Source organism: Pseudomonas sp. C2B4, from assembly GCF_013359695.1.
Classification (GTDB): domain Bacteria; phylum Pseudomonadota; class Gammaproteobacteria; order Pseudomonadales; family Pseudomonadaceae; genus Aquipseudomonas.
In genome coordinates, this window is the sequence record NZ_JABFMU010000103.1 from 1 (window position 1) to 9,593 (window position 9,593).

8 protein-coding genes are annotated in these 9,593 nt (G+C 60.8%); 2 read left to right on the forward strand and 6 right to left on the reverse strand.

The window, feature by feature from the left end:
- The 4 genes from HNQ83_RS30315 to HNQ83_RS30330 all read right to left on the reverse strand — a co-directional run.
- Positions 1 to 113: DUF2474 domain-containing protein (locus HNQ83_RS30315; protein ID WP_175392518.1), on the reverse strand; the 113-nt coding region annotated here is incomplete at its 3' end.
- Positions 100 to 1,116 (reverse strand): cytochrome d ubiquinol oxidase subunit II, encoded by a 1,017-nt coding sequence (cydB, locus tag HNQ83_RS30320; protein ID WP_175392519.1) that lies wholly within the window; start codon positions 1,114 to 1,116, stop codon positions 100 to 102. The genes cydB and HNQ83_RS30315, both read right to left, overlap by 14 nt.
- A gap of 17 nt (positions 1,117 to 1,133) precedes the next feature.
- On the reverse strand, positions 1,134 to 2,534 hold the full coding sequence (locus tag HNQ83_RS30325) for a cytochrome ubiquinol oxidase subunit I (RefSeq protein ID WP_175392520.1): 1,401 nt from the start codon (positions 2,532 to 2,534) through the stop codon (positions 1,134 to 1,136).
- A 224-nt stretch (positions 2,535 to 2,758) separates the two neighbouring features.
- On the reverse strand, positions 2,759 to 5,083 hold the full coding sequence (locus HNQ83_RS30330; RefSeq protein WP_175392521.1) for an FdhF/YdeP family oxidoreductase: 2,325 nt from the start codon (positions 5,081 to 5,083) through the stop codon (positions 2,759 to 2,761).
- Positions 5,084 to 5,599: 516 nt separating this feature from the next.
- Here HNQ83_RS30330 and moaA point away from each other — a divergent pair.
- Together moaA and HNQ83_RS30340 are read left to right on the forward strand one after the other, a co-directional pair.
- On the forward strand, positions 5,600 to 6,598 hold the full coding sequence (gene moaA, locus HNQ83_RS30335) for a GTP 3',8-cyclase MoaA (RefSeq protein ID WP_175392522.1): 999 nt from the start codon (positions 5,600 to 5,602) through the stop codon (positions 6,596 to 6,598).
- Positions 6,599 to 6,602: 4 nt separating this feature from the next.
- Positions 6,603 to 7,502 (forward strand): bestrophin family protein, encoded by a 900-nt coding sequence (locus tag HNQ83_RS30340; RefSeq protein WP_175392523.1) that lies wholly within the window; start codon positions 6,603 to 6,605, stop codon positions 7,500 to 7,502.
- 121 nt (positions 7,503 to 7,623) lie between these two features.
- Here the strand turns inward: HNQ83_RS30340 and glp are convergent, their stop codons facing one another.
- Together glp and moaB are read right to left on the reverse strand one after the other, a co-directional pair.
- Entirely contained in the window at positions 7,624 to 8,835 is a 1,212-nt protein-coding gene (gene glp, locus HNQ83_RS30345; RefSeq protein WP_175392524.1) for a gephyrin-like molybdotransferase Glp, read from the reverse strand.
- Complete coding sequence (gene moaB / locus HNQ83_RS30350) at positions 8,832 to 9,371, reverse strand: molybdenum cofactor biosynthesis protein B (RefSeq protein WP_175392525.1); 540 nt, start codon at positions 9,369 to 9,371, stop codon at positions 8,832 to 8,834. The genes glp and moaB overlap by 4 nt, the downstream gene beginning before the upstream one ends.
- Positions 9,372 to 9,593: the final 222 nt, after the last annotated feature.

Below are 9,593 nucleotides of genomic sequence, written 5' to 3' on the forward strand. Positions count from 1 at the left end.
CCCCCCGCCACCACCCCCAACGCCAACACACTCCCCAACCAGATCACCACCAGCCACCCAAGCCGTTTGTACCAACGCGCCGGTGCCAGTGGCTGCATATCAATGGTAGCCATCGCCAATCCTCACTTTGCCGCGGAATACGTAGTAGCTCCAGACTGTGTACATCAGGATGATCGGCAGGATGAACAGCGCACCGATCAGGATGAACAACTGGCTGGTCGCCGGTGACGCCGCCGCCCACAGACTGATGGACGGCGGCACGATGTTCGGCCAGAGGCTGAAGGCAAGACCGATGTAGCCCAGGAACACCAGCATCAGCGTAAAGGCGAACGGCCAATGGGTGTGACGCTGACGCAGGGTTTTCAGCAAGCCGAACATCGCCAGCAAGGCCAGCACCGCCAGTGCGCCGAAGACTGCCAGGTGCGCATGGCCGAACCAGCGGGTGGCGATCTCGGGATGCAGGATCGGTGTCCACACGCAGATCACGCCGATCACCGCCAGCAACAGCCAGGCCAGGGGCCGGGTGAACAGGCGCATGCGCGACTCCAGCATGCCTTCGGTCTTGACCAGCAACCAGGTGCTGCCCAGCAGCGCGTAGGCGACGATCAGCCCGACGCCGCAGAACAGCGGAAACGGCGCCACCCAGTCGAATGCGCCACCGGCAAACTGCCGGTCGACCACCGGGATACCCACGATGTACGTGCCGATCGTCACGCCTTGGGCGAACGTCGCCAGCAGCGAACCGCCGATGAACGCCATGTCCCACACGTGGCGTTTTTCCGGGCTGGCCTTGAAGCGAAACTCGAAGGCCACGCCACGGAAAATCAAGCCGCACAACATCAGGATCAGCGGCAGGTACAGCGCCTCCAGAATCACCGAATACGCCAGCGGAAACGCGCCATACAGCGCCGCACCGCCCAGCACCAGCCAGGTCTCGTTGCCGTCCCAGACCGGCGCGACCGTGTTCATCATCACATCCCGTTCCCTGGCATCCGGAATCAGCGGAAACAGGATTCCCAACCCCAGATCGAAGCCGTCCATGATCACGTACATCATCACGCCGAAGGCGATGATCACGCCCCAGATCAGCGATAAATCGATACCTTGAATACCCATGTTTCAACTCCCCTTTTTCAAATGACGCTGGCGTCAGCCGAGAGTGGTCGGCGCGGCGTGATCACCTGACCGGAATGCCCCACAGGCGAATGCTCGTGGTGGGGTTTGGGGCCTTTGGCAACCAATTTCATCATGTAGCCGATGCCCACGGTGAACACCGAGAAGTAGATCAACACGAACAGCGCCAGTGAGATGCTCAACTGCGTGACGCTGTGATTGGACGCGGCATTCGCGGTGCGTTGCAGGCCATACACCACCCACGGCTGGCGCCCCACTTCGGTGGTGATCCAGCCGGCCAGCATGGCGACCAGGCCGCTCGGTCCCATCCACAGCATCAGGCGCAGGAACCAACGGTTGCGGTAGATCGCGCCGCTGCGACGCAAGGCCAGACCGAGCACACCGGCCAGCACCATCAACATCCCCAGCCCCGCCATGACGCGGAAGCTCCAGAAAATGATTGTCGCGTTGGGCCGGTCCTCTTTCGGGAAGCTCTTGAGCGCCGGGATCTGCTTGTCGAGGCTGTGGGTCAGGATCAGGCTGCCCAGGTACGGAATCTCGATGGCGTATTTGGTTTTCTCCGCCTGCATGTCGGGGATACCGAACAGCACCAGTGGCGTCGCTTCATTGCCGTGGTTTTCCCAATGGCCTTCGATGGCGGCGATTTTTGCCGGTTGATGCTCCAGGGTGTTCAAGCCGTGGGCATCACCCACCACCGCCTGGATCGGGCAGACGATCAAGGCCATCCACAATGCCATCGACAGCATCTTGCGCACTTGCCGGGTGTCGTTGCCGCGCAGCAGATGCCACGCCGCCGACGCGCCGACGAAGAACGCGGTGGCGACGAACGCGGCGATTGCCATGTGCGCCAGGCGGTAGGGGAACGACGGATTGAAGACGATGGCCAGCCAGTCCAGCGGCACCACGCGACCGTCGACGATCTCGAAGCCCTGGGGCGTTTGCATCCAGCTGTTGGAGGCGAGAATCCAGAACGTGGAAATCAAGGTGCCGATGGCAACCATTACCGTGGAGAAGAAATGCAAGCCGCGCCCGACCCGGTTCCAGCCAAACAGCATGACCCCGAGGAAACCGGCTTCGAGGAAGAACGCCGTGAGCACTTCATAGGTCAGCAACGGCCCGGTGATGCTGCCGGCGAAGTCGGAGAATCGGCTCCAGTTGGTGCCGAATTCATAGGCCATGACCAGCCCGGACACCACGCCCATGCCGAAGTTGACCGCGAAGATCTTCGACCAGAAATGGTAGAGATCGCGATAGGTGTCGTTGCGGGTTTTCAGCCAGAGGCCTTCGAGCACCGCCAGGAAACTGGCCAGCCCGATGGTGATGGCGGGAAAGATGATGTGGAACGAAACCGTGAACGCGAATTGCATCCGCGCCAGGTCCAGTGCCTGCAGGTTAAACATGTCGAAATCCTCGTCGGGGATTTAAATCTGTAGGAGCGAGCCTGTGTGGCGAGGGGATTTATCCCCGTTCGGCTGCGAAGCAGTCGTAAACCAATGCACTTGGTGTAACTGATACACCGCGGTTGCAGGTTTGGGGGCGGCTTCGCCACCCAACGGGGATGAATCCCCTCACCACAGGCCCGCTCCCACAAAGATTGCTAAGTTCAAGTTTTGAGTGATCGGAACTACGCGGCAGAAGTCGAAATCAGACTGCTGGTTTTGGCCTGTTCCAGCCGGATGGCGACGAACTTGGACGTCGGGGTGTAGGTGCGGTCCCCGTAACTTTCCAGCGGCACCAGCGGGTTGGTTTCCGGGTAATACGCCGCGGCCTGGCCGGCGGGAATGTCGTAGGCGATCAGGGTGAAACCGCTGACCCGACGCTCACGGTCATCGTCCCACAGCGCCACCAGGTCGACTTTCTGCCCCGGTTCGAAACCCAGCCGGCGGATGTCCTGCTCATTGGCGAACACCACGTCGCGCATGCCGTAGACCCCGCGATAACGATCGTCCAGGCCGTAGAGCGTGGTGTTGTACTGATCGTGGGAACGCATGGTTTGCAGGATCAGATGCGGCTTCACCGGCAAGTTGCGCACGCCTTCGCTGATCAGGTGTTCCGGCAACACGCTCGGGGTGAATTGCGCCTTGCCGCTCGCGGTTTTCCAGATGCGGTCCGCCGCGTTGTTGCCCATGTGGAAACCACCCGGGTGCAGCAACTTCTGGTTGAAGTTTTCGAAGCCGGGAATGGTGTCGGCAATCAGGTTGCGGATGCGCCCGTAGTCGCCGATGGCCCAGTTCCAGTCGATCGGCCGGTTACCCAGGGTCGCGGCGGCAATCCCGGCAATGATGGCCGGCTCGGAGCGCAGGTGCTTCGATTTGGGTTTCAGCTGACCATGGGAGATGTGGATCATGCTGAAGGTGTCTTCCACGGTGACACCCTGCGGGCCTTCGGCCTGCAGGTCGATGTCGGTACGGCCCAGGCACGGCAGGATCAGCGCCTCACGCCCGGTCACCAGGTGGCTGCGGTTGAGTTTGGTGGCGATGTGCACGGTCAGCTCGCAATTGCGCAGCGCCGCATGGGTACGCGGGGTGTCGGGCGTGGCTTGGGCGAAGTTGCCACCCAGACCGATGAACACCTTCGCCCTTCCCTGCTCCATCGCCGAGATCGCCATCACCGTGTTGTGGCCATGGGCCCGTGGCGGCTTGAAGGCGAAGCGTTTTTCCAGGGCATCGAGCAACTCGGTGGGCGCCAGTTCGTTGATGCCCATGGTGCGGTCGCCCTGCACGTTACTGTGACCGCGCACCGGCGACAGGCCAGCGCCGGGACGGCCGACATTGCCGCGCAGCAGCATCACGTTGATCACCTCCTGCAACGTCGGCACCGAGTGCGTGTGCTGGGTCAAGCCCATCGCCCAGCACATGATCACGCGCTTGGCCCGGGCATACATGCGCGCCGCGAGTTCGATGTCGGCCAGGGTCATGCCCGACTGCTGTTCGATATGCGCCCAGGCCGTAGCGTCGACCTCAGCGAGGTAATCGTCCATTCCCGAGGTGTGTTCGGCGATGAAGGCATGATCGAACACCGGCTCGCCACCGCTGGCTTGTGCTTCGCGTTCCCACTGCAAGAGGAACTTGGCGATGCCGCGCATGACCGCCATGTCGCCGCCCAATGCGGGGCGGAAGTAAGCGGTGTTGGTCGGCTCGGAGCCGTTGAGCAGCATCTCCACCGGGTGCTGCGGATGCTGGAAACGTTCCAGCCCGCGCTCTTTCAGCGGGTTGATGCAGATTACCTGCGCCCCGCGCTTGACCGCTTCGCGCAGCGGCTCGAGCATCCGTGGGTGGTTGGTGCCGGGGTTCTGGCCGATGACGAAAATCGCGTCGGCATGTTCCAGGTCATCGAACACCACGGTGCCCTTGCCCACGCCCAGGCTTTCGATCATCGCCACCGCACTGGCCTCGTGGCACATGTTGGAACAGTCCGGAAAATTATTGGTGCCGTAGGCGCGGACGAACAGCTGGTAGAGAAACGCCGCTTCGTTACTGGCCCGGCCCGAGGTGTAAAACTCGGCCTGGTTCGGCGACTCCAGCGCATTGAGATGCTTGGCGATCAGCGTGAAGGCTTCGTCCCACGTGGTTTCCACGTAGCGATCGGTCGCCGCGTCATAGCGCATCGGGTGGGTCAGTCGACCCTGATACTCCAGCCAGTAGTCACTTTGTTCCGACAGCGTCGCGACGCTGTATTTGTTGAAAAAGGCCGGGTTGACCAGGCGGCCGGTGGCTTCCCAGTTGACGGCTTTGGCGCCGTTTTCGCAGAACTTGACCATGCCGTTTTCCGGCGATTCGCCCCAGGCGCAACCCGGGCAATCGAAGCCGCCGTTCTGGTTGGTCTTGAGCATCGCACGGATGTTTTTCAGCGCGTTTTCACTGCCCAGCCAGTTCTTGGTAACGGCAATCAGCGCGCCCCAACCGGCGGCGGCACCTTTGTAGGGTTTATAACGGTCGACTTGAGACATGCGGCTTCTCCGTGACAATGCACACAGGCTTTGACCCGATTCAGGTGATTGATCGGTTGACGGAGAAAGCATATGAACGGGGATAAATTATTGTCTAATCGCTATTTACGACCATGTGATCGAGGATATTTATCGCTGATTTTTATCCTTTATATTCAACGTGTTATAAAACTTAGAAAGCATTTCACGCGACAACTAAATCCATCATAGACCCCCTCGATCAATCGTTCACCAATAGTGATTGGACGGCCCTTCAAGTTGCACTTAGCCTGCGTTCAACAAACCCGTAATCAATGAAATTTCTGTAGGAGCGAGCCCTTGTGGCGAGGGGATTTATCCCCGTTCGGCAGCGCAGCTGTCGTAAAAACGTTGCATGCGGTTTGCCTGATCCAATGTGAGTGTTGGTTTTGGGGCTGCTTCGCAGTCCAACGGGGATAAATCCCCTCGCCACAAAGGCTCGCTCCTACAGTGTTTATGGGTATTCATTCAATGCGTGCAGCGCCAAGTGAGGAAATCATGTCGGAACGAGTCTTGATGGATGGGTTCGCACGGCGCGTGGACTATTTGCGGATGTCGGTCACCGATCGCTGCGATTTCCGTTGCGTGTACTGCATGGCCGAAGACATGCAGTTCCTGCCGCGCCAGCGAGTACTGACCCTGGAAGAGATCTATCAAGTGGCGCAAAGCTTCGTCGCGCTGGGCACCCGCAAGATCCGTCTCACCGGGGGCGAACCGCTGATCCGTCCAGGCGTGGTGCAGTTGTGCGAGAAGATCGCGGCCCTGCCCGGCCTGCGCGAACTGTGCATGACCACCAATGGTTCTCAGTTGGCCAGACTGGCCGGGCCTTTGTTCGAGGCCGGGGTCAAGCGCCTCAACATCAGCCTCGACTGCCTCGACCCGCAGCGTTTTCGCGAGTTGACCCGCACTGGCGATCTGGCGCAGGTGATCAAGGGCATCGACGCCGCCAACACGGCCGGATTCCGCCACACCAAGCTCAACTGCGTGGTGATGAAGGGCCGCAACGATCACGAGATCAACGATCTGGTGAGCTTCGCCATCGACCGCAACCTCGACATCTCCTTCATCGAAGAAATGCCCTTGGGCACCATCAGCGAGCACAGCCGCGCGGAGTCGTTCTATTCCAGCGCCCAGGTCCGTGAACGGATTGCCGAACGCTACACGTTGATCGATTCCGCCGAGTCGACCCAGGGCCCTTCGCGCTACTGGCGGCTGGCCGAGGCGCCACAGATTCGCCTGGGGTTCATTTCGCCCCATAGCCACAACTTTTGCGGCACCTGCAATCGGGTGCGGCTGACTGTCGAGGGGCGCCTGTTGCTGTGTCTGGGCAACGAGCATTCAGCCGATCTCAAAGCCGTTTTGCGCAGCCATCCCGGCCAGCCAGAACGCCTGGAAAAGGCCATTATCGAGGCGATGAAACTCAAGCCTTATCGGCACAATTTCGAAGTGAACGACGATGTCCAGGTCGTTCGCTTCATGAACATGACAGGCGGCTGAAACCATGATCGTCAGACCCAAACCCAACCTGATCGGCGTCCTGACTTCGCTCAAGGGTTCGATCGCCAAACGCATTGCCCGGCGCAGCCTGATGGTGACCTTGCTCGCCTCGGCCATCGTGCTGATCGAAACCTTGCATCCCAGCTATTTCTCCAAGGTCAGTGCGACGCCTTTCACGCTGCTCGGTTTGTCGTTGTCGATCTTCATGAGCTTTCGCAACAACGCCTGTTACGACCGCTGGTATGAAGCGCGCAAGGCGTGGGGCGATGTGATTGTCGAGATCCGCTCGATGATCCGCGAAACCCTGATCCTCAAGGATGCCGGGGAGCGACACACACTCCTCAGCAACCTGTGCGGGTTCGCCCACGCGCTCAACGCCCGGTTGCGCCGGGAAAACGAACTGGCCGCCAGCGGCGACTGGCTGCAGCCGCTGCCGAAAAACAGCACCACGGACATCAGCGGGCAGGTCTTGATGCAGGTCGGTCAACACTGCTCGACACTCAACGAGTCCGGGGCCATCAGCGAATGGCGCTACACGATCATGGCCAACCACCTGGCCAACCTGACCCGCGCCCAGGCGGTCTGTGAACGGATCAAGAACACGCCGCTGCCGTTCCCCTACACCCTGTTGCTGCACCGGACCATCTACCTGTTCTGCATCCTGTTGCCATTCGCCATGGCCGAACCCCTGGGCTGGCTGACACCAGTGTTCACCGCGATTGTCAGCTACACCTTCTTCGGCCTGGATGCGATTGCCGATGAACTGGAAGACCCGTTCGGCCGCGACGAAAACGACCTGCCCACCGACGCCATCGTGCGCAACATCGAACGTGATGTGCTGCAAGCCCTGGGCGTAAGCGAACTGCCGCCGCAGCTCGAACCGGTGGATTTCGTCCTCAGCTGAGAAACACACGGAACCTGTGGGAGCGAGCCTGCTCGCGAAAGCGTCAGGTCAGTCGACATTCATGTTGGATGTGCCAACCTCTTCGCGAGCAGGCTCGCTCCCACAGGGGTTTGTTGCTGTGTCAGAACAACTCGCTGAACGGGATGAACCGCGCGGTGTCGCCCACTTCCAGCGTATGACCCTCCAGTACTTCCACCAGCCCATCCGCCCAGGAAGCCCCCAGCAATACGCCTGAGCTCTGGTTCGGATAGAGCACCGCCCGACCGCCCTCCAGTCTGGCCCGCAGGTATTCGCGGCGGCTGCCCGGTTTCGGCCAGGCAAAGCCGACGGTGATCGGAAAGCTCAGGGGCTCGACCGCTTCGACGCCCTGAATCCGCAGCAGATAAACCCGGGCCAACAGGCCAAAGGTCACCAGCGCCGAGGCCGGATTGCCCGGCAGGCCAATCACCGGCACCTGGCCGAACCGGCCCACGGTCAAGGGTTTTCCGGGTTTGATCGAGAGCTTCCACAGCAACGGTTTGCCGCATTCGCGCAGTACCTGGCCGAGGCAATCGGCGTCGCCGGCGGATACGCCGCCCGTCGTCAGGATCAAGTCCGCTGCGCCATGCAGTTGTTCGAGCTTGAGCCGTGTCTGCTGTGGTTCGTCGGGCAGAATGCCGCCGTCGATGACCTCGCAGCCCAAGGCATCCAGCCAGTGGCTCAGCAACGGGCGATTGCTGTTGTAGATGCTGCCGGGCTTGAGCGCCATGCCCGGTTCGACCAGTTCATTGCCGGTGGACAGCAATGCCACACGCGGCCGACGCACCACCTGCACATGAGTGAAACCCTGCGCAGCCGCCACTGCCAACTCGAACGGCCCCAGGCGCTGGCCGGCCTGCAACAACACGTCGCCAGCGCGGTTCTCCTGGCCTTGCGGGCGGATGTTGCTGCCCACGCTCAGGGGCTGCCTGAAACGAATGCGGCCGTCATCCAGGGTCTCGGTGTTTTCCTGCATTTCCACACAGTCAGCCCCCGGTGGAACGGGAGCGCCGGTGAAGATCCGCGCGCAGGTTCCCGGTGCCAATGCTTCGGGAGCCTGCCCCGCAAACACCTGCTGCGACACCGGCAATGGCTGACCATCCCAGCCGGTGACATTCAGTGCATAACCGTCCATGGCGCTGTTTGGCCAAGGCGGCAAATCCAGGCTCGCCACCAGGTCATGGGCCAACACCCGTTGCCGTGCGTCGCACAGGGGCACCGGTTCGCTGTCTTGCAATCGTTGCGCTTCGGCCATGGTCAGCAGACGGCTGATGGCCTCCTCCACCGGCATCAACGGCGAGGTTGCGCGACTCATCCTCTTGTCCCGCAGGTTTGTACGGATTTCAGGTGCGGGACGAAATTGCACGGACGATGCCTTGCGTCCAGCTGCTCGGCGAGGATGCCTTCCCACGCGGTGCGACATGCCCCCGTGGAACCGGGCAGGCAGCAGACCAGCGTGCCGTTGGCCAGACCGGCCAGGGCCCGGCTCTGCACCGTCGAGGTGCCGATGTCGAGGATGGAAATCGCCCGGAACAGTTCGCCGAAGCCATCGATCTGTTTGTCCAGCAGACAGGCCACCGCTTCCGGCGTGCTGTCGCGTCCGGTAAAACCGGTGCCGCCGGTGATCAGCACCACCTGGATGTTGTCATCGGCAATCCAGGTCGCCACCTGCGCGCGGATCTTGTACAGGTCATCCTTGAGCAGGTTGCGCTCGCTGAGGGTATGGCCGGCTTCCAGCAAGCGGCTGACCAGCAGTTGCCCGGACGTGTCATTGGCATATTCACGGGTATCGCTCACCGTCAGCACGGCAATATTCAGGGGGATAAACAATGCATCCGGTTTAACGCTCATGGGACTCTCCGGCCGATATCAGTTAAATAACTTTCAGAGACTAAGTCGCGGTAACAAGCACTGTCTAATCACTCTAACCAACTGAACTATCGAGGCGGTCTATCGATAATTAACAGATTTGAAAACGCCCATTGAATCTGTGTGGGAGCGAGCCTGCTCGCGAAAGCGTCCGGTCAGTCAACACCAATGTTGAATGTGCCGACCTCTTCGCGAGCAGGCTCG